Here is a 25,143-nt window from a genome sequence, read left to right on the forward strand (position 1 = left end):
TCCGGCGTGGCTCAGGCCGAGCCAGCCTCGATCACCGCCCTCGCGCACTTCGCGACCACGGCCGGGTCCATCTTCACCACCCGGCGGTCGTAGGTCAGGAGGCCGTTGACCTCGTTCTCGACATCGGTCGTCTGGGTGTACACGGCACCGGACAGCCCGCGCTCCGCCACCACGTGCTCGAGAGCCGCACTCACCTCCGCGTAGCGCTCGGTGAGCCGCTCGCGCGTCGGCGTCATTTCGTACGCGTTCGGTGGGCCCGGCCAGCGGTGGTCGTCGAGGACCAGGCCGAGGCCGCCGTACTCACCGTCGACGATCGCGCGGGCGTCTTGGACCGTGGGAGCGCCCGGGCCGACGTACGTGTGGTCGTCGTAGACGTCACCCGCGCCGGTGTCCGGGCGGGAGAAGCAGCAGTTGACGCCGCTGTTCGCGATCACCAGCCGGGTCGGGTCGAGGGATTTGACCAGTTCCGCGACACGGGCCGTGTCGAACTCGCCCCAGCCCTCGTTGAAGGGCACCCAGCCGACGATCGACGGGACCGCCTTCAGCTGGGTGATCATTTTGATCAATTCGGCTTCGAACCGCTCGCGCGCCAATGGGACCGGGTCAGGCGCGATCCCGGGTGGGCCGTCGAAGGACACCGTCAAGGACGGCATGTCCTGCCAGACGACCAAGCCCAGCGTGTCGGCCCAGAAGTACCAGCGGGCCGGCTCCACCTTGACGTGCTTGCGGACGAAGTTGAAGCCCAGTTCCTTCGTCTTCTCGAGGTCGAAGCGGAGGGCTTCGTCGGTGGGCGCGGTGGAGATGCCGTCCGGCCAATAGCCCTGGTCGAGCGGTCCGTGCAAAAAAGTGACACGGCCGTTGAGGGCGATCCGCGGGCGGCCTTGCTCGTCCGGGACCAGGCCGATCGTCCGCAGGCCCGCGTAGCCGCCGACCTCGTCGAGGAGGGCGCCCTGCCGGTCCTGGAGCTCGACGCGCAGGTCGTAGAGGTGCGGGTCGTCGGGGGTCCAGAGGCGCGGTGAGGCGACGTCCACGCGGACCGATGTCCCGGCCGGGCCTGATGCGCGTGCCACCTCCGCGCCGTTTGCCGAAAGAACGACAACGACCTCGGCGCCGCCGGTGACCTGGGGGAACACCGTCACTCCGGTCAGGTCCGGGGTCAGGTCGAGCCGGTCGACGCGGTCAGCGGGCACCGGCTCCAGCCAGACCGTTTGCCAGATTCCGGACGATGCCGTGTAGCAGATGCCGCCGGGGGTGTTGCGCTGCTTGCCGACCGGGAAGGGCTCGATGTCGGTGCGATCTTCAGCGCGCACAGTCAGCTCCTGCGGGCCCGACGCGCGCAGGACGTCGGTGATGTCCGCGCTGAACGCCGTGTAGCCGCCTTCGTGCGTCGCGACGAGCTGGTTGTTGACCCACACCTTCGCCGTCTGGTCGACCGCGCCGAAGTGCAGGAGGACCCGCGAACCCGTCCAGTCGGGTGGGACCTCGAAGAGCCGGCGGTACCAGAGGACTTCGTCGCGTCGTCGAATTCCGGACAACGCCGACTCCGGTGGGAACGGCACCAGGATCCGCTCCGCGTAGCCGGACGGCCGTGGTTCGTCCGGCGACGAAGGCCAGCCCGCGTACTCCCAGACGCCGTTGAGGTTCAGCCAGCGGGGCCGGGTCAGCTGGGGCCGCGGGTACTCGGGCAGCGCGTTGTCCGGAGCGACCTCGCCGCTCCACGGGGTCGGCAGGGGCGGGTCGAGCCGGCGCCAGCCGGGGTCCTCGGGAGAAGTCATCCCGGCCGATGGTGGCAGAGTTCGACGCGCCCGCCAGTGATCGGGATCACATGTGAACACTTCGCCAGCACGGGCGCGCCGGGCGTTCTGACTCGCGAGTAACCTCTGCGCATGCGTGTGCTGATGCTGTCGTGGGAGTACCCGCCAGTGGCCATCGGAGGCCTGGCCCGGCACGTGCACGCGCTCGCCACCCACCTGGTGCGCCAGGGCCACGAGGTCGTCGTGCTCTGCCGGCACGCGGCCGGCACCGATGCCGGGACGCACCCGCGCACCGACCGCGTCGTCGAAGGCGTGCGGATCGTGCGGGTCGCCGAAGACCCGATGCACGTGACGTTCGAGCGGGACCTCGTCGCCTGGACGCTGGCCATGGGGCACGCCATGATCCGCGCCGCGCAGGACCTGCTGCGGACGTGGCAGCCCGATGTCGTCCACGCGCACGACTGGCTGGTCGCGCACCCGGCGATCGCGATCGCCGAGGCCGCGCGGGTGCCGTTGGTCGGCACGATCCACGCGACCGAGGCCGGCCGGCACTCGGGCTGGCTTTCGCACCCGCTGAACCAGCAGGTGCACTCCGTCGAGTGGTGGCTGGCGAACCGCGCCGACGCGCTGATCACCTGCTCGCAGGCCATGCGCCGCGAGGTCTCCTACCTCTTCGAGGTCGAGGCCGCCGACGTCACGGTGATCCACAACGGCATCGAGGAGCGCGGCTGGCAGGTGCCGGCGAAGGAGATCGCCCGGGCGCGGGAGGTCTACAGCCCGGCCGGGGCGCCGCTGTTGCTCTATTTCGGACGACTCGAGTGGGAGAAGGGCGTGCAGGACCTGCTCGCCGCGCTCCCCCGCATCCGGCGGCGCCACCCGGGCACCCGCGTGGTCGTGGCCGGAAAAGGACGACACTTCGACGAGCTGGTCGAACAGTCGCGGAAGCTACGGGTGCGGCGGGCGGTCGACTTCGTCGGGCACCTCTCCGACCGCGATCTGCGGGCGGCGCTGGCCGCCGCCGACGCCGTCGTGCTGCCGAGCCGGTACGAGCCGTTCGGGATCGTCGCGCTGGAGGCCGCGGCCGCGAAGGCGCCGCTCGTGGCGTCGACCGCCGGTGGGCTCGGTGAGGTCGTCGTGCACGGCGAAACCGGGCTCGCGTTCAGTCCCGGCGATGTCGCGGAATTGACCACTGCCGTGACGGCGGTGCTCAGCGACGCGCCGGCCGCGGCGAAGCGGGCGAAGGCGGCGCAGTCCCGGCTGGCCGCGGACTTCGACTGGGGCCGGATCGCCGAGGCGACCGCCGACGTCTACCGGCGGGCGAAGCCGGCCGAACCGGTGGAGCTGCCGCGGCCGAAGATCGCCACCGGCAACGCGTTCGAGCCGGTCGCGGCCGGGATCCCGGAACTGTAGGTAGCGGACGGCTCAGAAGCGGCAGGGCCGGACGCAGTCGGGCCGCGCCGTGGAGGGGGCGGCCGTGATCACCACGGCGCCGGACGAAAACGACAACACGACGAAGAGGACGGCGACGGCCGTTCTCCACTTGCTGGTCATGGGGACTCCTCGGGGTGACGGCGCGACGGGCGCCTCGCAGCGAGCATCCGCGCCGCTCCCCGGCGAAACAATAAGCGGAACAGTAGGGGTGCCTACGCATTCGCCATGAGTGACCGTTCACCGGGTTCCGGTGAGGAGCCGCACCCGGACCGCCTCGCGGAGCGGTGCGTGCGGGGCCACCGCCGCCCGGACGCGGTCGGTGAACGCCGGTCGCGCGTCGAGGGCCGCAGCTGGCCGGGGCTCATGGCCGAAAAAACGCCACCGACGATTTCCTCGACGGTCAGCGTCGTCGCGTATTCGACAACCCGCTGGTCGACGGCATATCCGGCGGCCGAGAGCGCGGCCGCGTACCGCTCCTGGCTCGCCGTGTCGGTGCCGCACGTGCTGCGCAACGGGGTCCCCAGATACGCCGAAACGACGTCCCGGAGGGTGGCCGACCACGCGGTGTCCTGGAGCCACAGTGGCTCGCCGTTGGTCACCACCGCGATCCCCCCGCCGGGGCGCAGCAGCGGGCGGACGGCCGAAAACAGCCGTTCGTGGTCCATCCAGTGCAGGGCCTGGGCGACCGTCACCGCGGCCAGGCGGCCGTGGCCGAAAAGCGGCGACAACGCGCTGACGTCGGTGTCCGCGCCGAGCAGCCAGCCGACGTTCGGCGCCGACGTCGCCTGCCGGGCCTGCGCGAGCATCGCCGGCTCCGGGTCCATGCCGAGCACCGCGCCCGTCCGGGCGGCCAGGACCCGGGTGAGCCGGCCGGTGCCGCAGCCGAGGTCGAGGACGACGTCGTCGCGGGTCAGCGTGAACGCCGCGGCCGGCTCGTCCGCCGCTTCGGGCGGGTAGCCGCGGCGGAACCGCTGGTAGAACTCGCTCACTTCGCCGCCGAACGCCGGTGTCGTCATTTTTCGACCACGCCCCCGGCGCTGGGCGAACGGGGCCCGTTCCGCTCGAGGCGGACTCAGAACACCGGCAGCAGGAGGCCGTGCTCGGACTCCGGACGAGGACCGAAGATGCGGCGGTCCGCCGCCGCGATCGGGACGTCGTTGATGCTCGCCTCGCGCCGCCGCATCAGGCCCTCGTCGCTGAACTCCCACAGCTCGTTGCCGTAGCTGCGGAACCAGCGGCCCTCGGCGTTCCGCGATTCGTACTGGAACCGGACGCCGATGCGGTTGCCGCGGAAGCCCCACAGCTCCTTGCGCAGCGCGTACTCCAGCTCGCGCTCCCACTTCGCGGTCAGGAACTCGACGATCCGGGCGCGCCCGACGACGTGCTGGTCGCGATTTCGCCAGACCGAGTCCTCGGTGTAGGCGAGCGAGACCTTCTCCGGGTCGCGGGTGTTCCACGCGTCTTCGGCGGCCTGGACCTTCTGCCGGGCGGTGTCTACGTCGAAGGGCGGGAACGGGGGTCGCGGGGTCATGGCAGCTCCTTCCGGACGCGGAGAACGTGCGTTCTCTGCTACGTCCGCTACCCTAGAGAACGCTCATTCTCCGCGCCAGGGGCAGGTGACGTGAATTCCACGGAAGCGACCGACCGGCTGCTCGAAGCCGCCGAAGACCTCTTCTACGCGCACGGCGTGCAAGCGGTCGGGATGGACGCCGTGCGCGAGCGCTCCGGCGTCTCGCTCAAGCGGCTCTACCAGTGCTTCCCCGCCAAGAACGACCTGGTCGAGGCCTACCTGCGACGCCGGGACGAGCGCTGGCGGAAGTCGTTGCGCGAATTCGTCCACGCCCGCGGCGACGATCCCCTCGCCGTCTTCGGCTGGCTCGCGAACTGGTTCGCCGAACCCGGCTTCCGCGGCTGCGCGTTCATCAACTCCTTCGGCGAGTTCGGCGAACCGGCGCCGGGCATCGCCGCCGCGATCCGCCTGCACAAGGACGAAGTCCGCGCGTACCTGCGTGGTCTGGTTTCCGGCCACAGGCTCGCCGACCAGCTGTTCGCGCTGGTCGAGGGCGCGACCGTGCTCGCCGCGATCACCGGTGACCCGGGCGAGGCGAACACGGCCCGCGAAGCCGCGAAGGTGCTGCTGGCCGCTCAGGGGTAGAGCGTCAGCCCCGGGTCGAGCGCGATCTCCGTCAGCTGAGCGAGGCTCAGCGGCGGCGACGGCATGTCGGGCGCACCACCCCGCTTGGCGTCGCCGGCGACGTTCTCCGCCTCGAGGATGATGCCGGTGCCGTCGGGCTTGGTGACGTTCGATTCGTTCACCGTCGGCCCGCCGCCGCGCAGGGTGAACGTGATCTCGACGATCGTTTCGCCGTGCGGCCCGATCCGCCGCTGGCACGAGCCCTCGGTGCGCTCGGGCGGCGGACCGCACTGGGTGGTGGGCGTCGCGTTGCCGCCCAGCCGGGTGACGATCGCCAGCAGGTTGCCCTTGCGATTCCCCTTCGCCGTCGTGGCCGTCGAAGTGAAGTAGTCCTCGCCGCCACTGCAGGTGCTTTCGTGGGGCACCGGCGCCGAAAACACGTGGTAGAAGGCCAGCGGCCCGTGCTCGACCCCCTTCGGGAAGTCACTGCCGTCGTGGGTGCTGAGCGTGGTGCCCGCGGCCAGCCGCTGCTGGGCGGCGGCGGTCAGCACGGCCGTGAGCCGGCTCGACGCGGCCGCCGACGTCTCCGGGATCGGCGCGCCGGTCTGCGGCGGGTACGGCAGCACCGCGCAGGGATCTTCCGACGGCGGCTTGCTCGCCGCCGGCGGTACGAGCACCGGCGCGGGATCCCCGGGCACGAACGCCACCGCCACCCCGGCCGCGATCGCCGTCACCCCGGCCCCCGCGGCGGTCCACGGGTTCACCACGCGGCGCACCCGCGCCCGGCGGCGTTCGCGGTCCAGCACCGCCTCGACGTCCACTGTGGACGGTGGTACGACGCCGATCGCCGCGTCGAACTGGTCCTTGCTCATGGCGCCTCCTTCAGCTCTGGCTCGCGGCGACGAGCGCGCGCAGCGAGTCGAGCCCGCGCGCGGTCTGGCTCTTCACGGTTCCGGGTGAACAGTCGAGGACCTCGGCGGTCTCCTCGACGGAAAGGTCGCAGTAGTACCGCAGCACGACCGCGGCCCGGCGCCGCGGCGGCAGCGCGTCGAGCAGCTCCAGCAGGCCGAGCCGCTCGACGACGTCGTCGGTCGGCAGCACCGCCGGCTCCGGCAGCGTGTCCGCCGGTTCCTCGCGCCGCCACGCCCTGGCCTTCTCGTCCAGCCACGTCCGCACGAGGATGCGGCGAACGTACGCGTCGAGGTGCTCGACGTGGCGGGCCCGCGGCCAGTGCCGGTACAGCTTGCCGATCGTGATCGACACCAGGTCGTCGGCGAGGTGCCAGTCCCGGCACAGCAGGTAGGCCGTGCGGCGCATGACCTCCATCCGCGCCGTCACGTAGTCGCGGTACCCCGCTTCTTCGGACCGTTTCACCGATTCCTCCTCGTCGCCCCCACACCCGGTGGAACGGGGTGCGCGGCCTCCCGGGTTGCTCCGGGATCGAAATCCGGGCAACCCGCGGGCGCGCCGGGGCCGTTCCACGAGCCGAGGACCCCGACAGTGAGGAACGATCCCATGAGGAAACCGATCATCGCGTTCGTCGCGGTGGCACTGGGCGCGGGCGTGCTGACCGCACCCGCCGCGGCAGCCGTCCCGACCGGCGGTCCACCCGTTGCGCCGACGAAGATCACGCTGGTCACCGGCGACCAGGTGCTGGCGGGAGGCGCGGACGTCCGCGTGCTGCCGGCCCGCCGCGACCGGCCGGTGCCGTTCCGCCAGTACGTCCGCCACGGCGACCAGTACGTCCTGCCCGGCGACGCCGCCGAGCTGGTGCGCGCCGGACGGCTCGACGAGCAGCTGTTCAACGTCACCGGCCTGCTGCGCCAGGGCTACGACGACGCGCACACCCCGCGCGTGCCGCTGCTGGTCCGCCAGGCGGGGCCGGCGCTCGCCGCGCGGACCGGCGTCGCCGCCCACGCTTCCGCACTCGGCTACACCGCGCTCGACGAGCCGAAGTCCGGCGCCGCGGCGTTCTGGAACCGGCTCGCCACCGAACCCGCCACGCTCGCCGCGGGCGGCGCGAAGGTGTGGCTGAACGCGAAGGTGCGCGCGAGCCTCGACCAGAGCGTGCCGCAGATCGGCGCGCCCGCGGCGTGGCAGGCGGGCCTGACCGGCCGCGGCGTGCCGGTCGCGGTGCTCGACACCGGCATCGCCGCCGCGCACCCGGACCTGGCCGGCCGGGTCGCGCTGGGCAAGGACTTCACCGGCAAGGGCAGCTTCGAGGACGGCCAAGGGCACGGCACGCACGTCGCGTCGACGATCGCCGGCTCCGGCGCGGCTTCCGGCGGGAGGTACAAGGGCGTGGCGCCCGACGCGTCGCTGGCCGTCGGCAAGGTCCTCGACGACTCCGGCGACGGCACGCTCGCCACGGTCCTGGCCGGCATGCAGTGGGCGGTGACCGAAGCGCACGCCCGCGTCGTGAACATGAGCCTCGGTGGCGACCCGTCCGACGGGACCGATCCGGTGTCCGAAGCCGTGAACACCCTGACCCGGCAGTACGGCACGCTCTTCGTCGTCGCCGCGGGCAACTTCGGCGCGGACGAATCCGTGGCGAGCCCGGCCGCGGCCGACACGGCGCTCGCCGTCGCCAGTGTGTCCAAAAAGGACGTCCGCAGCCCGTTCTCCAGCCGGGGCCCGCGGGTCGGTGACGGCGCCGCGAAGCCGGACGTCGCGGCGCCCGGCGAGTCGATCACCGCGGCCTGGCCCGGTGGCGGTTACCAGGAGCTGAGCGGGACGTCGATGGCGACGCCGCACGTCGCGGGCTCGGCCGCGATCCTCGCCCAGCAGCACCCCGACTGGCGCGCGGACCGGCTCAAAGCGGCCCTCACCAGCACCGCGGCCCCGGTCGACGCCGGGCCGGCCGCGGTCGGCACCGGCCGCGTCGACGTCGCCCGCGCGACGGCCACCGCGGTCACCGCCACCGGCAGCGCGTCGGCCTACCTCCCGTGGCCGAACCGCGGAGCGACCGGGAAAGCCACCGTCACCTGGTACAACTCCAGCGCCACGCCGGTCACGCTGACGCTCGGTGCGTCCGTCGACGGCGTGAGCTTTCCCGCCAGCGTCACCGTTCCCGCCGGGGGAAGCACTCCCGTCGAGCTGACCTTCACCGCGCAGGACGGCCACCCGGGCACCCGCTCCGGCGTCCTGACGGCGAGCGGCGACGGCGTCACCACGCGGACCGCGTTGTCGCTGCGGCAGGAAGCCGAGACCTACGACCTGACCGTCGGCCTCGCCGACCGCGACGGCCGGCCGTGGGCGCCGACGGGCTACCCGCCGGTGACGATCGTCGACCTGGACACCGGCACCCTCACCCACGGCGAGCCGGGCACGTTCCGGCTGCCGCGCGGCCGTTACGTCGTCAACGGCGTCATCGAGACGCCGCGGCCGGGACAGGAACCCTCGTACAGCTTCCTCACCCGGCCCGAACTGGTCCTGGACCACTCGGTCACGCAGACCCTGGACGCGCGGGACGGCAAGCCGGTGTCACTGGAACCGGACAACCCGGCCGCGCGCGCGGGGGCACGCAGAGCGTCGAACGGCTGAGCCGGATCACGAGCTGCTCGTGCGTGTTCGCCGACGGCTTCGACCTCGACCCGCGGTTCCAGGAGGCGTTCGCCGCGACCGTCCCGGGTACGTCGTCGGCGACCTTCGCCTTCAGCCAGGAACGCCGCGCCACCGAGCCGGACCTGGAACTGACCGCGGACGACGGGCAGCCGTTCGCCGTCCGGGGCGTCTGGCTGAATTCGGCCGCCCCGGCCGGGACCAGCACGCTCCCGGTGGTGTCCGGCGGCGCGGGTACACCCGGGGACCTGGCCGGGATCGACGCGCGCGGCAAGCTCGTGGTCGTCCGGCTGCCGCCCGGCATCCGGATCGACGAGGCGTACCAGCGGCTGGTGAACGTCGAAAACGCCGGCGCGAAGCTCGGCTTGGTCACGCTCGACGGCGGCGCGGCCGGGACCACGGTCCTCGGCGGCGGGCTGCCCACGCTGTACCTGCCGGTCGTCTGGGGCGGGCAGAACGTCACCGCACAGCGGTTCGCGGAGCTGGCGAAGACCGGCCACGCCTCGGCGACGGTCGTCAGCCGTCCGTTCCCGCGCTTCCGCTACGAACTGGGCGACGGCGTCGAGGGGCAGGTGACGGCTCCGCGCGTGCAGCGGCCGAAGACCCGCGACCTCGCCGAAGTGCGCACCGCCTACCACGACAACGCACCCGGCGAGGTCCGGTACGTCGCCGGGCGCGAGTTCTTCGGCCGCATGGTCGGCTACGGCTACACCCAACCCGTTGCCGCGCAACAGGAACGCGTCGAGTACTACTCCCCCGGCAAGTGGGATTCACTGTGGACGGGCGGCTTCCGCGGCGAGCTGGGCGAACAGCTCGACTTGGCCGCGGGACGCAAGTACCGGCTGAGCTGGAACGAAGCGGTCGCCGGGCCGTCGCTGCGCGGGCTGACCGTGACGCACACGGGTGAGCAGCCGCGGCCGTGGGCGTGGCGCGAGGACGGCGTCTTCGACGTGTGGCTGCCGCTGTTCGGCGACGCCGCCGGCCGCCCGCGCAAGCCCGAATCCGTGGCCGGGGACACGGGTTCGGTGACCCTCGCGAAGGACGGCGTCGCGATTCCCGTGGAGCCGTCGGGAGAACCGACGCTGGCGCGGATCCCGGTGCCGGACACCGGCGGCGCGTACCGGCTCACCGCCGAGGCGCACCGGCACACCGACTGGTGGCCACTGTGGACGGACGTCTCCGCGGAGTGGGGGTTCCGTTCCTCGGCCGCCGCGGACGGTCAGGCGCTGCCCCTGCTGACGGCCCGGTTCGCACCGGCGGTCGACCTGCGCAACAGCGCGCCGGCCAACCGGGTCGTCACGTTCCCGGCCTTCGTCGAGCGGCAAGGCGGTGGCAGCGGGACGAAACTGGCCGTCGAGACGTCCACCGACGACGGACGCAGCTGGCAGCCCGCTCCGGCTGTCAAGACCGGCGACCACTGGACGGTCGTGGTCCGGAACCCGGCGAGCGGGTTCGTTTCGCTGCGGGCGAGCGCGGCCGACGACCGCGGGAACACCGTGCGGCAGACGGTGGTCCGGGCGTACGCGGTGGGCTGAAAATGAACTGGTCCGGCGACGGGGAGCCACCGTCGCCGGACCAGTTCGACCACACCATCCCAACAGTGTGGAATCCACCCGCCCCTCGTCAGGTAGGGGCGGGCGGGGCCCCTGCTACCGGGCGTCCGTGAGGTACCGCGCGTAAGCACCCGTGGTGAGGAAGCTCGGCAGCTTCTCGCCCAGCGCGGTTTCGGTGAAGATCTCGTACGCGTCGGCGAGGCGGTTGCCCGCACCCAGCTCGGCGCGCACCGACGCGAGTTCGTCGTCCAGGAATTCGACCGCCAGCTCGCGGGTCAGCGCGGTGCCGTCCTCGAGCTTCGTGCCGTTGCGGATCCACTGCCAGACCTGGCAGCGCGCGATCTCCGCAGTGGCCGCGTCCTCCATCAGGTTGTGAATCGCGGCGGCGCCGGTGCCGCGCAGCCACGCGTCGACGTACCGCAGCGCCACGTTGATGTTCGCGCGCACGCCCGCTTCGGTGACCTCGCCGCCGGCGCTGGCCACGTCGAGCAGGTCCTCGGCGGTGACGTGGACGTCCTCGCGCAGCTTGCCGAGCTGGTTCGGCCAGCCGCCGAGCACGCTGTCGAAGACCTCGCGGCAGATCGGGACCAGGCCGGGGTGCGCGACCCACGAGCCGTCGAACCCGTCGCCCGCCTCGCGTTCCTTGTCGGCACGGACCTTCTCGGCGGCGGTCGCGTTGACCTCCGGGTCCTTGCTCGGGATGAACGCGGCCATGCCGCCGATGGCGTGCGCGCCGCGCTTGTGGCAGGTGCGCACCAGCAGCTCGGTGTAGGCGCGCATGAACGGCACGGTCATGGTGACCTGCGCGCGGTCCGGCAGCACGAAGTCGGCGCCGTGCGCGGCGAAGTTCTTGATCATGCTGAAGATGTAGTCCCAGCGACCGGCGTTCAGGCCCGCCGCGTGCTCGCGCAGCTCGTAGAGGATCTCGTCCATCTCGAACGCGGCGGTGATCGTCTCGATCAGCACGGTGGCGCGGATCGTGCCGCGCGGGATGCCCAGCTCGCGCTGCGCCATCAGGAAGACGTCGTTCCACAGCCGCGCTTCGAGGTGGTTCTCCAGCTTCGGCAGGTAGAAGTACGGGCCGACGCCGCGCGCGACGAGCTGACGCGCGTTGTGGAAGAAGAACAGCCCGAAGTCGACCAGGCTCGCCGAAACCGGGCGGCCGTCGATGCGGATGTGCTTCTCCACCAGGTGCCAGCCGCGGGGCCGCGCGACGATCGTCGCCGGGTCGTCGCCGATGGTGTAGTGCTTGCCGGCCTCGGTGGTGAAGTCGATGTTGCGGCGGATGGCGTCGAAGAGGTTGAGCTGACCGTCGATGACGTTGTGCCACGTCGGCGAAGTCGCGTCTTCGAAGTCCGCGAGCCAGACCTTCGCGCCGGAGTTCAGCGCGTTGACCGTCATCTTGCGGTCGGTCGGCCCGGTGATCTCGACGCGGCGGTCCTCCAGGCCCGGCGCCGTCGGGGCGACCTGCCACGACTCGTCGTCGCGGATCCGGCGGGTCTCCGGCAGGAAGCCGAGCGGCTTCTCGCCGGACTGCAGTTCCTCGCGCCGCACGCGGCGGGCGTCGAGCAGCTCGCGCCGGCGACCGGCGAACGTGTTGTCCAGCTTGGCCAGGAAGTCGAGTGCCGCCGGGGTCAGGATCTCCGCGAACCGGCCCTCGACCGGCCCGGTGACCTCGATGCGGTAGTTCAGCCGATCAACCATGGGGTGCCTCCACGAGCTGTGCAGGGAAGGGAAGAAGGGGAGGGACGCGGCCTGACGGCGGAGGGGGGTGCCGTCGTCAGGCCGCGACCGGGATCAGTGGAACTGCGCTTCTTCGGTCGAGCCCTTGAGCGCGGTGGTCGAGCTCTCCGGGTTCAGCGCCGTCGCGACGTTGTCGAAGTAGCCGGTGCCGACCTCGCGCTGGTGCTTGGTGGCGGTGTAGCCGCGGCTCTCCGAAGCGAACTCGCGCTCCTGCAGGTCGACGTACGCGGTCATGCCTTCGCGGGCGTAACCGTGCGCCAGGTCGAACATCGAGTAGTTCAGCGCGTGGAAGCCGGCCAGCGTGATGAACTGGAACTTGTAGCCCATGTGGCCGAGCTCGCGCTGGAACTTCGCGATCGTCGCGTCGTCCAGGTGCTTCTTCCAGTTGAACGACGGCGAGCAGTTGTAGGCCAGCATCTGGTCCGGGAACTTCGCCTTGATGGCCTCGGCGTACTTGCGCGCCACCTCGAGGTCCGGCTCCGAGGTCTCCATCCAGAGCAGGTCGGCGTACTGGGCGTAGGCCAGGCCGCGCTCGATGCACGGGTCGATGCCGTTGGTGACCTCGTAGAAGCCCTCGGCGGTGCGGCCGCCGGTGAGGAACTGCCGGTCGCGCTCGTCGACGTCGCTGGTCAGCAGCGTCGCGGCCTGCGCGTCGGTGCGCGCGACGATCAGCGACGGCACGTTCAGCACGTCCGCGGCGAGGCGGGCGGCGTTCAGCGTGCGCTCGTGCTGCTTGGTCGGGATGAGGACCTTGCCGCCGAGGTGGCCGCACTTCTTCTCGGACGCGAGCTGGTCTTCCCAGTGCACGCCCGCGGCGCCGGCCGCGATCATGCCCTTCATCAGCTCGAACGCGTTGAGCGGGCCACCGAAGCCGGCCTCCGCGTCGGCCACGATCGGGGCGTACCAGTCGATGTCGGTGTTGCCCTCGGCCCAGTTGATCTGGTCGGCGCGGCCCAGCGCGTTGTTGATGCGGCGGACCACGGCCGGGACCGAGTTGGCCGGGTAGAGGCTCTGGTCGGGGTAGGTCTGGCCGGAGAGGTTGGCGTCGGCCGCGACCTGCCAGCCGGACAGGTAGATGGCCTGCAGGCCCGCGCGGACCTGCTGGACGGCCTGGTTGCCGGTCAGGGCGCCGAGCGCGTGGACGTAGTCCTCGGTGTGCAGCAGGTCCCACAGCTTCTCCGCGCCGCGGCGCGCCAGGGTGTGCTCCTCGACCACGCTGCCGCGCAGCTTGACGACGTCCTCAGCCGAGTAGGAGCGCTGCACGCCCGCCCAGCGGGGGTCGTTCGCCCACTGCGCCGCCAGCTCCGCGGCCGCCTGCTTGGCCTGTTCCGTCATCGGTACTCCCGGTGTTGCGAAGTTTGCGATTGCTCGCCTTGCCTGGAACGACCCTCGCACGCCAGGGAAAACTCGGTCCAGTTGGCCAAGTTGCCAATTTGTGCGAAGGGTACGTACGCTCTTTGCAAAGGTTGCGAATAGCCCGGTTCGCAACTGATCGAAAATCCGCGTTCTTGACCGTTCACGTAACCGTTCAGGGCCGGAAACCTTCCGGGAAGGAGGGCTCGAATGGAGAAGACTTTCGCCGGCGCGCGGTTGCGGCACCTCCGCGAAAGCCGCTCGATGAGCCAGGCGGACCTCGCTCGTGTGCTGGAGATCTCACCGAGCTACCTCAACCAGATCGAGCACAACTCACGGCCGCTGACCGTCCCCGTGCTGCTGCGGATCACGCAGGCGTTCGGCGTCGACACCGAGTTCTTCGCCAACAACGACACGTCCCGGCTGGTCGCCGACGTCAAGGAAGCGCTGCTCGACGAGGTGCTCGGCGTCGACGTCACCACCGGCGAGCTCAACGACCTGGCCACGAACCTGCCGGCGATCGCGCAGGCGCTGGTCAAGCTGCACCGCAGCTACCGCAACGCCGTCGAGAGCACCGCCGCGCTGACCACGGAAAACGGCCTGGGCCTGCACGGCAGCGCCGCCGCGCCGCTGCCGCACGAGGAGGTCCGCGACTTCTTCTACGAGCGCGAAAACTACGTCGCCGAGCTGGACGACCGCGCGGAGAAGATGGCCGCGGAGATCCCGCTGCAGCGCGGCCAGGTGCTGGGCGCGCTGAAGGAACGGCTCTGGCAGCGCTACGGCGTCGAGGTGACCAGCGACGGCATCGACGAATCCGCCGGTCAGCAGCACCGCTACGAGCCGGTGACGCGGGTGCTGCGGCTGGCGCCGAGCCTGCGCGTCGGGCAGCAGGCGTTTCGCATGGCTTCGCAGATCGCGCTGCTCGAGTACGACGACCTGATCACCGAACTGGCCGACTCGTGGGCGTTCTCCGGCCCGGCCGCCCGCTCGCTCGCGCGCGTCGGCCTGGCGAACTACTTCGCGGGGGCGCTGATCCTCCCTTATGGACCGTTCCTGGCGACGGCGGAACGGTTCCGCTACGACATCGAGCGGCTGTGCGACCACTTCGGCGTCGGCTTCGAGACCGTGTGCCACCGGCTGTCCACCCTGCAACGGCCGAAGCAGCGTGGCGTGCCGTTCTCGTTCGTGCGGGTGGACCGGGCCGGGAACATGTCGAAGCGGCAGTCCGCGGCCGGGTTCCACTTCTCCCGCGTCGGCGGCGCGTGCCCGCTGTGGAACATCTACGAGGCGTTCACCCAGCCGGGCAAGATCCTCACGCAGATCGCGACGTTGCCCGACGGCAAGAGCTACTTCTGGATCGCGCGCACGATCTCGCGCAACATCGGCGGCTACGGCAGCCCGGGCAAGACGTTCACCGTGGGCCTGGGCTGCGAACTGCGGCACGCCGGCCGGCTCGTCTACTCGACCGGCCTGGACCTGGACGAACCCGCCGCGGCGACGCCGATCGGGATGGGCTGCAAAGTCTGCGAACGCCCGGCGTGCTCGCAGCGCGCGTTCCCGACGATCGGCAAGCAGCTCACCGTGGACGAGAACACCAGCACCTTCGTCCCGTACCCGGCGGTGCCGAAGGGCTGATCCTTCTCAGCCGGCCGGCTTGCCGCGCATCTCCAGGGCGATCTGCGACGCGTCGAGGTTGACCAGCGCGTTCGCGAGGACGTCGGCGTCGAACGTGCCGTTGTCGCGGGCGTCGAGCAGAGCGGTGCGCTGCTTGTCCAGGACGGTCAGCTGGTAGCGCATCGCCGCGTCGAAGTCCGCCTGGACCGGATCGCCTTCGCGTTCCGGCGGCTTCGGGACGTCGTCCACGCTCGACCGCAGCAGCTCGAAGATCTGGGTTCGCTCGGCTTCCGCCTGCTTCGCGGCCTGCTCCGGATCGGTTTTCGGGGAGAGCCGGCGCAGCAACGGGCCGATCGTGCTGCCCTGCAGCAGCAGCGACAGGACCGCCACGGCGAACGCGATGAGCACGAGCGCCGAGCGCTGCGGGGTGTCGTCGGGCAGGGTCTGCGCCGCGGCCACCGTCACCGCGCCGCGCATGCCCGCCCACACGACGATGACTCCCTCGCGCCAGCCGAGCGGCTCGCGCAGGAAGTAGTCGATGGTGGCCAGCCCCCGGGTGACCCTGGCCGAAAAGCGGTCGAGGTCCCGCTCCGACACCTTGCGCCCGCGCGAGTTGGCCGCTTCGAACGCCCGCTGCTTGCCTTCGGGCGTACCCATCCGCTCCGACATGTCCCGCAGCCGGGCCTGCATGCGCTCGCCGTGGCGGACGCGCGCGATGAGGTACCTGAGCAGCGGGGCGACGTAGAGGGCACGCACCAGCACCGTCACCGCGAGCGCGACGGCCGCGATGACCACGGCCGTCCCGACCCCGCCGTGGTCGTGCTGGACGTTCGACACGATGGCCTTGATCTGCAGGCCCATCGTCAGGAAGACCGCGCCCTCGAGGACGAGCTCGACCGTCCGCCAGTTCTGCGCGTCGGAGAGGCGGTTGCGCGGCGACAGCTCCCGCGGCGCGCGGATGCCCGTCACGAGCCCCGCGACCACGGCCGCCACCAGTCCGGACGCCCCGAGCAGCGTGGCGGGCACGGAGGCGACGAACGGCACCGCGAACGAGATGACCGTGTTGACGGTCGAGTCGGTCACCCGGCGGCGGATCAGCAGGTTGAGCCGTCCCACGGCCCAGCCGAGGACGGCCGCGACGGCGACCGAGTAGGCGAAGGTGCCGAGCGCGCCCCAGAAGGAGAAGGACGCGGCCGTCGCGACGATCGCCGTCCGCAGCACGACCAGCGCGGTCGCGTCGTTGAGGAGGCTCTCGCCGTCGAGCAGCGCCACGACGCGCTGGGACGGCGAGGTCTGCTTCACGATCGACGTCGCGACGGCGTCGGTAGGGCTGATGATCGCGCCGAGCGCGACGCCCCACGCGAACCCCAGCCCGGGCAGGACCAGCGCGAAGAACAGGCCGAGCACCAGCGAGCTGCCCACGACGAGCAGCACCGAAAGCCCGCTGATCGCGCCGAACTCGCGCCGGAAGTTCATCGCGGGCATCGACACCGCGGCCGAGTAGAGCAGCGGTGGCAGGACACCTTCGAGGATCCACTCGGGCTCGATGTGCGCCGAAGCGAACATCGGCAGCAGGCTCGCGGTGACGCCGAGCACGACCAGCACGAGCGGGGCGGCGACCCCCAGGCGCGGGCCGACGACGGTGGCCGCGGCGATCACGAGGAAGCCGGTCACGAGCACGACGAGCAGTTCCGTCACGCCACAACCCTCGCAGATCGCCGCCCACCGTCCACTCGGGACCGGCCGGTCAGCCGAGCACGTGCGGGGTCCACGCCTTTTCGTCGGGACCCAGCAGGGTGATCCGGCTCAGGAGCTCCTGCGCCGTCACGCCCGCGGCCTTCTCCTTGTCGATCCCGACGCACGCCTCCAGCCCGTTCTTCTTCACGCACCGGGGCACGCCGAGGCCGTCCTTGCCGGTGGACCCCGGCGGGGCGACGTTGATCGTCACCAGCGCCCCGTTCGCGGAGTACTGCAGCACCAGCTTCCAGGGGACGCCGTCCTGGTCCGGCCGCCGCGACGTGTAGGCGTCGGACAGGTGGAACGACGGCGGCAGGCTCGTGATGCGCAGCGGCAGCGGCACTCCCCGGTTCGCGAACGTCGCTCCTTCGGCGACCCGCAGCAGCGCTTGCTGCAGGTCGGGCCGCGCGAGGTAGTAGGTGTGCAGCTGGGCCCAGCGGCCGTCGGCGGTCGGCCAGCGCAGGTAGCTGTCGCCGTGGTTGAGCGGGTCGGTCGCGTCGGCCGTCACCCAGTGGCCGTCGCGGTCGCCCACGCGCTGCGGGACCTTCTTCGGCTCGCCGCTCAGATCGCGCGGCGGGGCCGGTTCCCGGTCCGAGACCGTGAGCCACAGCATCGGGGGCAGCTCACCGCGGCCGATGGCCAGCGCGGTGTCGCCGTGTCCGCCGGCGGCGTACTCGACGCCCGTGACCTCCTCCGGGAGCCAGCCGAAACTCGCCTTCGCCACCAGCGGGTTGTCGGTGGGCGCGGGCGCGACGGGCTGGGGCTGGGGCTGGACAGCGGGCGGCGCGGGAGCGGGCTGGGGCCGCAACACCGACACCGCCGTCAGCCCGCCGGCCGTCACCACGGCGGCGCAGCCCACGACCAGCGCGGTGGTCCGCAGGCGACGACGACGTCCCCCCTCCCGGCGCGCGCCGTCGATGTCGAGCCGGAGCGGCGGGGCGGGCACGTCGGCGAGTTCCTTCAGCTTGGTGGCCAGCTCGTGGTCGGTCATGCCCGTCCCTCCCGGATCGGTGTGCCCAGCAGCTCGCGAAGCGTTTCCACGGCCTTCGACGTCTGGCTCTTGACGGTTCCCTCGGAGCAGCCCAGCGCTTGCGCGGTCTCCGAGACCGGCAGGTCGCTGAAGTAGCGGAGGACGACGGTCGCGCGCTGCCGGGCGGGCAGCCGGGCGAGTGCGGCCCGCAGGTCGAGCGCCGCGTCGACGTCCTCGCCGGGCTCGGGCCGCTCGTGCTCGGTGCCGCGCAAGTCCACCCGCCGCCACCACGACGTCCGCTGTTCGGCGAGGAACGTGTTGACCAGCGTGCGGCGCGCGTAACCGTCGAGGTTGTCCGCGCGGGACGCCCGTGCCCAGTTCGCGTAGAGCCGCGTGATCGCCGACTGGACCAGGTCGTCGGCCCGGTGCCAGTCGCCGCAGAGCAGGTACGCGACCTTGCGCAGCCAGCCCGCGCGAGCGGTCACCTACTCGGTGAAGTCGTCCACCGGCGTCCCCCATCCTGTTCGTCACCCCTTTGATGCGCCCGGGAGCCCGGCAGGTTGCCCGGGACGCGCGAGTCGTAGATTCAGCGGGGTGCACGACATCGACACGGTGACCGCGGCGACCATCGAGAAGGCCGCCGAGCGGCTGGCCGGGGTGGTGACCCGGACGCCGCTGGAACCGAGCGCGCGGCTGTCGTCCCGGGTGGACGCCCAGGTCTGGGTGAAGCGCGAGGACCTGCAGACCGTCCGGTCGTACAAGATCCGCGGCGCCTACAACTTCATCGTCCAGCTCGACGAAGCGACCCGCGCCCTCGGGGTCGTCTGCGCGAGCGCCGGCAACCACGCCCAGGGCGTCGCGTACGCGTGCCGCCGGCTCGGCGCGAACGGCCGCGTCTACGTCCCGGGCACGACACCGCGGCAGAAGCGCGAACGCATCGCGACGCTCGGCGGCGCGCACATCGAGGTCATCGTCGTCGGCGAAACGTACGAAGACGCCTTCGCCGCGGCCAACGAAGACGCCCAGCGCACCGGCGCCACGCTGGTGCCGGCGTTCGACGACATCCGCACGGTCGCCGGCCAGGGCACGGTCGCGTCCGAGGTGATCGAGCAGCTCGGCTTCGTCCCCGACGTCGTGGTCGTCCCGGTCGGCGGCGGCGGGCTGCTCGCCGGCGTCGGCAGCTGGCTGCGCGAACGGCATCCGGACGTCCGGGTCGTCGGCGTCGAACCGGCGGGCGCGGCGTGCATGGCGGCGGCGCTGGCGGCCGGTCACCCGGTGCGGCTGCCGGAGCTCGACTCGTTCGTCGACGGCGCCGCGGTGCGCGAAGCCGGCGCGGTCACCTACCCGCTGATCCGTGACAGCGGCGCCGAGCTGACCGCGGTCCCCGAGGGCGCCATCTGCACCGAGATGCTCGCGATGTACCAGTCCGACGGCATCATCGCCGAGCCCGCGGGCGCGCTGGCCGCCGCTTCGCTCGGCTCGGTCGTCCAGGTGGAACCGGGGCAGACCGTCGTCGTCGTGGTCTCCGGCGGCAACAACGACGTCAGCCGCTACGGCGAGATCCTCGAACGCTCGCTGATGCACGAAGGGCTCAAGCACTACTTCCTGGTCGGCTTCCCGCAGGAGCCGGGCGCGCTGCGGCGGTTCCTCGAGCAGGTCCTCGGGCCGGAAGACGACATCACGCGCTTCGAGTACGTCAAGCGCACCAACCGCGAGCTGGGCCCGGCGCTGGTCGGCGTCGAGATCGCCCGGCCGTCCGACCTGCCCGGACTGCTGGCGCGGATGGCCGCGAGCCCGCTTCAGGTGAAGCGGATCGAGCCGGGCAGCCCCCTGTTCCACTTCCTGCTGTGAGGGTTGTGGTCCACTAGGCGGATGGTGAAGGTCGACGGGATCCGCAGTGTCGAGGCGTTGCGCGAAAAGGTCCACGAGGGTGCGGAGCCCGAATACCTGCTGTTCTACGGGCACGCGCCCTCGACGTCCGGGCGGGTGACCGCGAGCTGCCTGAGCCAGTGGTGGCTCGACCCGTTCGAGGACGACGGCGTCGTCTACCCGACCGCCGAGCACTACATGATGGCCGGCAAGGCCGAACTGTTCGGCGACCACGAGAAGGCGGCGCTGATCCGCTCGGCGCCCGACCCGAAGACGGCGAAGGTGCTCGGCCGCGAGGTCGCCGACTTCGACTCCGCGGTCTGGGAGCGCCACCGGTTCGACATCGCCGTCGACGGCAACCTGGCCAAGTTCCGGCAACACCGCGACCTGCGGCGCTTCCTGCTCGGCACCGGCGACGCGGTCATCGTCGAGGCGTCGAAGAAGGACCTCGTGTGGGGTTCGGGGCTGGCCCGCGAGGAGAAGAACGCGACCAAGCCGGACTACTGGCGCGGGCTGAACCTGCTCGGCTTCGCGCTGATGGAGGTCCGCGAGCAGCTGCGCGCCCGCATCTGAGTCACGGGGCCGGGATCGGCGCGCCGGGGCACGACTCCGACGTCGTCTTGCCCGTGTCGAAAAAAGTGACAGCGGCGGTTGCGCAGGTCAGCGAGCTCAGGGAGCCGTGGGCGTCGTCTTCGACGGTCATGAGCGCACCGCCGACCCGCTGCTTCATCGCGAGCGCCCAGCCGATCGGCGTGACGGGCTCGTAGGCGTGGCCGACGAGCTGCAGCGGGCTCCGGCCGGCGGCGAGCGCCCACGGCCGCGCGGGCAGGGGCCAGCCGACGCAGAGCTGTTCGTAGAAGCCGTAGCCGCCCGCGACCGGCAGCCGCTTCATCCGCTCGAGCCGGTGCTGCCAGACGGTCTCGAAGTCCCGCGGGCTCGGCGACTCGTTGCAGAGCAGCGCGGTCTGCTGGAAGTGGTTGAACGCGTGCGGTTCGCCGTCCCAGCCGAGCTGCCCGGGCTGTTTCGCACTTTCGGGTGAAGTCGCGCCGCCGTCGCGGATCTGGGTGAGCTGCCGCGCCAGCCCCGCCCATTCGCGGCGCGGGTTGGCGAGCATGCCGTTGACGGTCGCGCCGTTCACGTCCCCACGCGGGTGCGCGGTGAGTTCGGCCCGGAGGTCGAGCAGCGCTTTCGCGACGGCCGGCTCCGTGGTCCCGAATCGGTAAACGGCGTCGTACCTGGCGATCCACGAGGCGAAGTCGTGAAAGGTGTTCTCGCCCGCGGTCGCCTGACCGTCGTCCATGGCGGTGACGTTCAGGTCGGGCGCCATGACGGAGTCGAGGAGCATCTTGTCGACGTGCGCGTCGAAGAGCGTCCGGTACTGCGCGCCGAGCGCGGTGCCCCACGAGACGCCGTAGTAGCCGATCTTGTCGTCGCCCAGCGCGACGCGGATCCGGTCGAGGTCCCGGGCGATGGTGGGTGTGGTCAGGTTCCGGACGAACTCCGGGTGGGCGGCGACGCAGCGCCAGTTGGCCCGGGCCGCCCGCTCCGCGGCTTCGCGGGCCTTCGCCTTGTCGGGGACGCCCGGGTCCGGCTCCTGGACGTCGACGGAACACGGCACGTCGGCGCTGTAGCCGACCCCACGGGGATCGAACCCGACGAGATCGTGGTGCACGCCGATGCCCCCGGCGCGGCTGTCGGTGATGCTGCGCGGCATGTCGAGCCCGGACTGCCCGGGACCCCCGGGGTTCAGCAGCACGGCCCCGGTCCGCACCCCGGTCGCCCGGATCCGGCTGACGGCGATGTCGATTTCCGGACCACCGGGATCGGCGTAGTCGAGCGGAACCGGCACGAGCGCGCACTCGGTCCGGTGGTCCTCGGGATCCCAGCCCTTCGCAACGGCGGCACAGGGCTGCCAGGAGACCCCCTCGGCGGCGGCGACCGCGGGCACGACGGGAAGCAACGCCACGGCGGCGAGCAGCGGGACGGCGAACCGGGTGATCGACATGGGGCTCAGGCTGCCGGGCGGGGGTCGGTGGCGAGATCGGCCGATCAGCCGATGCTGCCCGCCGAACGGCCGGGATGAGAGCGGTGGTCAGTTTGTGACCAGGGCTCGCGCGGGCAGCGTCGTGGGCGAATTCCGCCGTCCCGGAGTGCAGCCGGGGAGTGGGCGAATTCCGACCACGGCTCGCGCGGGCCCGCCCAACCGGCGAAGTCCGACCGGGCCGGAGGCACAGCCGACTCGACCCGGCCGGGAACACCACCAGGCCGTGGGCGAATTTCGACCGAGCCGGGGCACAGCCGGGTCGTGGACGATTCCTGACCATCGTCCAGCGCGAAGCGGAGCCGCCGCCGGATCCCTCCGGCGGGCAGCCGGGCCGTGGGCGGAATTCGACCAAGCCGCGTGGGCACCGAAGCCGTGGTCGATTCGTGGCGACGGCCGACAGCTCAGCCGAGGCCGACGAACATCGTGCGGTGGAGGCCGCCCACGTGCTTCCTCGTCACTCGGGCCGCCGCGTTCGGGTCGCCCGCCGAAAGGGCTTTCACCAGGCTCGCGTGCTCGCGGTTCGACTCGCGCAGCTTCTCCATCGGGTACGGCAGGTAAAAGCGGTACAGCTCCGCCAGCACCGTCTCGTACTGGGCGACCGCCGCGGCCGGGCCGGGGGCGGCCACCGTTCGGTGGAACTCCGCGTCCAGCTCGTGGAACTCGGCCCAGTCCGGCACCGTGTCCATCCGGGCGACCAACGCACGGAGGCGCACCAGGTCCGGCGGGCGTTTCGCCGCGAATTGGACCAGCCCCGACTCCAGCACCAGGCGGTGGTCGATCAGCTCCCGGACCTCGGCCGCCGACTCGCGGTAGGCGCCGACCTCGCTCACCCGGGACGCCGGTGGGTGCTCGGCGACCAGCGTTCCGCCGGCTCGGCCGCGGCGGCGTTCGATCAGGCCGTCCTCGGCCAGGGACTCCAGGGCCCGGCGAACGGTGATCTCCGCGACGCCGAGCGCTCGCGCGATTTCGCCGTTCGGCGGCAACCGCTCCCCCGGCTTCAGCAAGCCGAGCTCCACCGCGAGGGCGATGCGGGCGCGGACCGTATCCAGTGCGGACAGCCGCCGGATTCCGGTCAGCGCGGGGGCGCTCAGGTCTGCCGTCGCCATGAAACGACCGTACCGCACAAACTGCTCATCTTGAGCACTCTTGTTTAACTGTTCAAGATGGACTATTTTTCGTCCATGCCGCGACCACTGCCGATCGCCCTGGTGCAAGCACCGCCCCGACCGGCCGGGGGCGCCGGGTTCGCCGGTGAGGTCGAGGACGTCCTTCGCCGTTTTCCGGACACGCGCCTGGCCGCCTTCCCCGAGCTGCACCTCTGCGGCGTCGGCGGCGAGGGCGACGACCGCACGGCCCAGCTGCGGGCCGCCGCCGAGCCGCTGCGGGGACGACGAACCCAAGAGCTCGCCGAACTGGCCGGTGACCTGGGGATCTGGCTCGCGCCCGGCACCGTTTGCGAAAAAGGTGACCACGGCGAGCTCTTCAACACCGCCCTCGTCTTCTCCCCGCGAGGCGAGCTGGCCGGCTGGTACCGCAAGGTCTTCCCGTGGCGGCCGTACGAGCCGTACGACCCCGGTGACCGGTTCGTCGTCGCCGACCTGGCCGACGCCGGGCGCGTCGGGTTCTCCATCTGCTACGACGCCTGGTTCCCCGAAGTGACCCGGCACCTCGCCTGGATGGGCGCCGAGGTCGTGCTCAACCCGGTGCAGACGACGACCCGGGACCGCGCCCAAGAGCTCGTGCTGGCCCGGGCGAACGCCATCGTCAACCAGGTCTTCGTCGCCAGCGTGAACACGGCCGGCCCGATCGGGATGGGCGACAGCCTGCTCGTCGGGCCCGAAGGGGACGTCCTCGCCGCGTTGCCGGGAAACGACCACGGCGTCCTCGCCCACACGATCGACCTCGACGAGGTGGCGCGCGTTCGCCGGGAAGGCACCGCGGGCACCAACCGCGTGTGGGCGCAGTTCACGCCGGACGACGCGCCCCTGGACCTGCCGCTCTACCAGGGCCGGATCGAGCCGGACCGCTGGCGCCCACGAGAAGGAGACGACCGATGACCTCCACGGCCGCGGCCCCCGCCGCGCTGCAGCGCCGGCTCGGGCTGCCCGGTGTCGTCCTGTTCGGGCTCGCCTACATGGCGCCGCTGATCGTGCTCGGCACCTTCGGGATCGTCGCGACGACGACCGAGGGCACCGTCCCCTCCGCGTACCTGCTGGCGCTGGTCGCCATGCTCTTCACGGCCGCGAGCTACGGGAAGATGGCCGCCACGCACCCGGTCGCCGGGTCCGCCTACACCTATGTCCGGAAATCGGTCGACGCGCGCGCCGGCTTCCTCGTCGGGTGGGCGGTGCTGCTCGACTACTTCTTCCTGCCGATGGTGATCTGGCTGATCGGCGGCGCCTACCTCTCCGCCGAGTTCCCCTCGGTGCCGAATTGGCTCTGGTTGATCACATTTATCGCGTTGACGACGATCCTCAACGTCCTGGGCATCCAGATCGCGGAGAAAGCCAACTTCGTCCTGATGGCCTTCCAGCTGCTGGTGATCGGGTTCTTCGTCGTTCTTTCGGTCAAACAGGTCCTGCACGTCGGCGGCTCGCTCGCGAGCACGCAGCCGTTCTTCCACCCCGGCGCCACGCTGGGCACGATCTCCGGTGGCGCCGCGCTCGCGACGTACTCGTTCCTCGGGTTCGACGCCGTGACGACGTTGACCGAAGAGACCACCGAGCCGCGCAAGACGATTCCGCGGGCCATCCTGCTGACCGCGCTGATCGGCGGCGGCATCTTCATCGTGCTGGCCTACTTCACCCAGCTCGCGCACCCGGGCAGCACGTTCACCGACGAGTCGTCCGCCGCGTTCGAAATCGCGACGACCATCGGCGGCAACCTGTTCGCGTCGTTCTTCCTCGCCGGGCTCGTCGTGGCCCAGTTCGCCTCCGGCATCGCCGCGCAGGCGAGCGCGTCGCGGCTGATGTTCGCTATGGGGCGGGACGGCGTCCTGCCGCGGGTCTTCGGGAAGCTGCAGCCGCGGTTCGCGACGCCGGTCTTCGGGATCGTCCTCACCGGACTGGTCGGGCTGGTCGCGCTGTCGCTGGACGTCAGCACGTCGACGTCGTTCATCAACTTCGGCGCGTTCACCGCGTTCACGTTCGTCAACGTCAGCGTGCTGGCGACGTGGCTGCGCGACCGCGCCGGGAAACGCGTGCTGACCTGGGTGGTCTTCCCGGTGATCGGCGCCGTGGTCGATTTGTGGCTACTGGTCAACCTCGACGGCATCGCGCTGGTCTTCGGCCTGGTCTGGCTGGCGATCGGCATCGTCGTCTTGGCCGCGATCACCCGCGGCTTCCGGCGGCCGCCGCCGGAGATGACGTTCGAGGAGTGAC

22 protein-coding genes are annotated in these 25,143 nt (G+C 71.5%); 9 read left to right on the forward strand and 13 right to left on the reverse strand.

The window, feature by feature from the left end; translation table 11 throughout:
• Window positions 1-11 precede the first annotated feature (11 nt).
• Window positions 12-1,775: a sugar-binding domain-containing protein gene (locus AB0B33_RS21710; RefSeq protein WP_360774513.1), complete on the reverse strand. Its 1,764-nt coding sequence runs from the start codon at window positions 1,773-1,775 to the stop codon at window positions 12-14.
• A 111-nt stretch (window positions 1,776-1,886) separates the two neighbouring features.
• Here AB0B33_RS21710 and AB0B33_RS21715 point away from each other — a divergent pair, with 111 nt between their 5' ends.
• Window positions 1,887-3,164: a glycosyltransferase family 4 protein gene (locus tag AB0B33_RS21715; RefSeq protein WP_247013591.1), complete on the forward strand. Its 1,278-nt coding sequence runs from the start codon at window positions 1,887-1,889 to the stop codon at window positions 3,162-3,164.
• Window positions 3,165-3,176: 12 nt separating this feature from the next.
• Here AB0B33_RS21715 and AB0B33_RS21720 read toward each other — a convergent pair whose 3' ends face one another.
• The 3 genes from AB0B33_RS21720 to AB0B33_RS21730 all read right to left on the reverse strand — a co-directional run bounded on the left by AB0B33_RS21720 (window position 3,177) and on the right by AB0B33_RS21730 (window position 4,716).
• The gene (locus AB0B33_RS21720; RefSeq protein WP_281506188.1) at window positions 3,177-3,305 is read right to left on the reverse strand and encodes a hypothetical protein; all 129 of its coding nucleotides are present in this window, start codon (window positions 3,303-3,305) and stop codon (window positions 3,177-3,179) included.
• A gap of 92 nt (window positions 3,306-3,397) precedes the next feature.
• Window positions 3,398-4,201 (reverse strand): class I SAM-dependent methyltransferase, encoded by an 804-nt coding sequence (locus AB0B33_RS21725; RefSeq protein WP_360774516.1) that lies wholly within the window; start codon window positions 4,199-4,201, stop codon window positions 3,398-3,400.
• A 56-nt stretch (window positions 4,202-4,257) separates the two neighbouring features.
• Window positions 4,258-4,716 (reverse strand): nuclear transport factor 2 family protein, encoded by a 459-nt coding sequence (locus AB0B33_RS21730; RefSeq protein ID WP_360774519.1) that lies wholly within the window; start codon window positions 4,714-4,716, stop codon window positions 4,258-4,260.
• A gap of 90 nt (window positions 4,717-4,806) precedes the next feature.
• Between AB0B33_RS21730 and AB0B33_RS21735 the strand changes: the two genes are divergently transcribed.
• A complete protein-coding gene (locus AB0B33_RS21735; RefSeq protein ID WP_360774522.1) occupies window positions 4,807-5,340 on the forward strand; it encodes a helix-turn-helix domain-containing protein in 534 nt (177 codons plus the stop codon).
• Here AB0B33_RS21735 and AB0B33_RS21740 read toward each other — a convergent pair.
• On the reverse strand, window positions 5,331-6,191 hold the full coding sequence (locus AB0B33_RS21740) for a hypothetical protein (protein WP_360774525.1): 861 nt from the start codon (window positions 6,189-6,191) through the stop codon (window positions 5,331-5,333). The two genes, AB0B33_RS21735 and AB0B33_RS21740, sit on opposite strands and share 10 nt — an antisense overlap.
• A gap of 10 nt (window positions 6,192-6,201) precedes the next feature.
• Complete coding sequence (locus AB0B33_RS21745; RefSeq protein ID WP_247013601.1) at window positions 6,202-6,693, reverse strand: SigE family RNA polymerase sigma factor; 492 nt, start codon at window positions 6,691-6,693, stop codon at window positions 6,202-6,204.
• A gap of 141 nt (window positions 6,694-6,834) precedes the next feature.
• Here AB0B33_RS21745 and AB0B33_RS21750 point away from each other — a divergent pair, with 141 nt between their 5' ends.
• Window positions 6,835-8,862: a S8 family serine peptidase gene (locus AB0B33_RS21750; RefSeq protein WP_360774528.1), complete on the forward strand. Its 2,028-nt coding sequence runs from the start codon at window positions 6,835-6,837 to the stop codon at window positions 8,860-8,862.
• Between the two features lie 23 nt (window positions 8,863-8,885).
• The gene (locus AB0B33_RS21755; RefSeq protein ID WP_360774530.1) at window positions 8,886-10,415 is read left to right on the forward strand and encodes a histidine kinase; all 1,530 of its coding nucleotides are present in this window, start codon (window positions 8,886-8,888) and stop codon (window positions 10,413-10,415) included.
• Between the two features lie 114 nt (window positions 10,416-10,529).
• On the opposite strand, the gene aceB is transcribed toward AB0B33_RS21755, so the two are convergent.
• Together aceB and aceA are read right to left on the reverse strand one after the other, a co-directional pair.
• Window positions 10,530-12,137: a malate synthase A gene (aceB, locus tag AB0B33_RS21760; RefSeq protein ID WP_360774533.1), complete on the reverse strand. Its 1,608-nt coding sequence runs from the start codon at window positions 12,135-12,137 to the stop codon at window positions 10,530-10,532.
• A 93-nt stretch (window positions 12,138-12,230) separates the two neighbouring features.
• Window positions 12,231-13,511, reverse strand: a complete 1,281-nt coding sequence (gene aceA / locus AB0B33_RS21765) for an isocitrate lyase (protein WP_360774535.1) — start codon at window positions 13,509-13,511, stop codon at window positions 12,231-12,233.
• 228 nt (window positions 13,512-13,739) lie between these two features.
• On the opposite strand from aceA, the gene AB0B33_RS21770 reads away from it, so the two are divergent.
• Window positions 13,740-15,164 (forward strand): short-chain fatty acyl-CoA regulator family protein, encoded by a 1,425-nt coding sequence (locus AB0B33_RS21770; protein ID WP_360774538.1) that lies wholly within the window; start codon window positions 13,740-13,742, stop codon window positions 15,162-15,164.
• 6 nt (window positions 15,165-15,170) lie between these two features.
• On the opposite strand, the gene AB0B33_RS21775 is transcribed toward AB0B33_RS21770, so the two are convergent.
• From AB0B33_RS21775 to AB0B33_RS21785, 3 genes are read right to left on the reverse strand one after another with little or no spacing between them, the layout of a single operon-like run.
• Entirely contained in the window at window positions 15,171-16,841 is a 1,671-nt protein-coding gene (locus AB0B33_RS21775; RefSeq protein WP_360774540.1) for a sodium:proton antiporter, read from the reverse strand.
• 49 nt (window positions 16,842-16,890) lie between these two features.
• Window positions 16,891-17,871, reverse strand: coding sequence for a hypothetical protein (locus tag AB0B33_RS21780; RefSeq protein WP_360774543.1), 981 nt, complete (start codon window positions 17,869-17,871; stop codon window positions 16,891-16,893).
• A complete protein-coding gene (locus AB0B33_RS21785) occupies window positions 17,868-18,335 on the reverse strand; it encodes a SigE family RNA polymerase sigma factor (RefSeq protein ID WP_360774546.1) in 468 nt (155 codons plus the stop codon). Before AB0B33_RS21785 ends, AB0B33_RS21780 begins: the two co-directional genes overlap by 4 nt.
• A gap of 109 nt (window positions 18,336-18,444) precedes the next feature.
• Here AB0B33_RS21785 and ilvA point away from each other — a divergent pair, with 109 nt between their 5' ends.
• Both ilvA and AB0B33_RS21795 read left to right on the forward strand, forming a co-directional pair.
• A complete protein-coding gene (gene ilvA, locus AB0B33_RS21790) occupies window positions 18,445-19,701 on the forward strand; it encodes a threonine ammonia-lyase IlvA (protein WP_360774549.1) in 1,257 nt (418 codons plus the stop codon).
• Window positions 19,702-19,722: 21 nt separating this feature from the next.
• Window positions 19,723-20,292, forward strand: coding sequence for an NADAR family protein (locus AB0B33_RS21795; protein WP_360774552.1), 570 nt, complete (start codon window positions 19,723-19,725; stop codon window positions 20,290-20,292).
• Window position 20,293: 1 nt separating this feature from the next.
• On the opposite strand, the gene AB0B33_RS21800 is transcribed toward AB0B33_RS21795, so the two are convergent.
• A complete protein-coding gene (locus AB0B33_RS21800; protein WP_360774555.1) occupies window positions 20,294-21,724 on the reverse strand; it encodes an alpha/beta fold hydrolase in 1,431 nt (476 codons plus the stop codon).
• A gap of 440 nt (window positions 21,725-22,164) precedes the next feature.
• Entirely contained in the window at window positions 22,165-22,869 is a 705-nt protein-coding gene (locus tag AB0B33_RS21805; protein ID WP_360774558.1) for an FCD domain-containing protein, read from the reverse strand.
• 75 nt (window positions 22,870-22,944) lie between these two features.
• Between AB0B33_RS21805 and AB0B33_RS21810 the strand changes: the two genes are divergently transcribed.
• Together AB0B33_RS21810 and AB0B33_RS21815 are read left to right on the forward strand one after the other, a co-directional pair.
• Window positions 22,945-23,820, forward strand: a complete 876-nt coding sequence (locus tag AB0B33_RS21810; protein ID WP_360774561.1) for a carbon-nitrogen hydrolase family protein — start codon at window positions 22,945-22,947, stop codon at window positions 23,818-23,820.
• Window positions 23,817-25,142 carry an APC family permease gene (locus AB0B33_RS21815; RefSeq protein WP_360774564.1) on the forward strand — a complete coding sequence of 442 codons (1,326 nt, stop codon included), beginning with the start codon at window positions 23,817-23,819 and terminating at the stop codon, window positions 25,140-25,142. Before AB0B33_RS21810 ends, AB0B33_RS21815 begins: the two co-directional genes overlap by 4 nt.
• Window position 25,143 lies beyond the last annotated feature (1 nt).

The organism is Amycolatopsis sp. NPDC049159, assembly GCF_040648295.1.
GTDB lineage: Bacteria > Actinomycetota > Actinomycetes > Mycobacteriales > Pseudonocardiaceae > Amycolatopsis > Amycolatopsis pretoriensis_A.